The organism is Treponema sp. R6D11 (assembly GCF_054786075.1).
Map to the genome: position 1 here is coordinate 1 of NZ_BDHD01000476.1, position 853 is coordinate 853.

Below are 853 nucleotides of genomic sequence, written 5' to 3' on the forward strand. Positions count from 1 at the left end.
TTTGTGCCTGCATTAATGTTGTTTGATACGGAATAAGTATAATCTATTCCATATATTAAAGTTGTTTGACCATCACTAACTTTGACAGCTGAAGGAAGAGGTGAAATTTCTTCGCCTGTATATGTATACACTCCCTCGATAGTTATAGATGGTGTTATGGTTTTTGGGGATATAGCCACTTCGATTGGCTCGGATATAGATGAGTCAAGATGGTTTTCATCTCCTAGTATATAATAGAATACATAATATGTTCCCTTATTTGTTGCTTGCGGAACAGAAGAGGCAAAAGTTTCTATTGAAGGCGGAGTCGTGTTATTTGAAGCAGCATACATTAGAACTCCGTCGGTTGTTGCCCCTGATGTTATTAAGTTTTGAGATGAGTTGTCATATGAAAGATTTTGAATTTTTGTAGGTGATGTTGATATGCTTGGTGCAACTTTGTTTACTATTAATGTTCCGGCATTTTGAGATATAACGTTGTAGTTTGCAAAATCTAAGCCACCGGCTCTGATTGTATATGTTCCGGCGTTTAGGACGGTTTGCTCATTATAATCTATGCCATTTTTTGTCGCTATAAAGCAAATGCTGCCTGTTGAATTTGCAGTATCAAGATTTTCGCCATTAACGAAACCGGTATAATCCACAGTGAGGGTATCCTTAATTATTTGCCCATAGTTTATAGAATAAGATTGAGACGGCGTGGATAATGTTAGATTTGCTTTGTTAATCGTAAATGAAACTGTTCCTGAACCGCTGTAATTTCCTTTTAGGGTTACTAAAACAGACGCTGTTCCAGCGTTTTTGTTATTAGAAGCGGTGATAGTGTAGTCTCTATCGTTTATAAGCGTTGTTG

The 853-nt window shown here is 36.9% G+C and carries 1 protein-coding gene; it reads right to left on the bottom strand.

The window, feature by feature from the left end:
- A partial coding sequence (locus ACYVTD_RS14070; RefSeq protein WP_461248351.1) for an MBG domain-containing protein occupies positions 1-853 on the bottom strand: 853 nt, incomplete at both ends.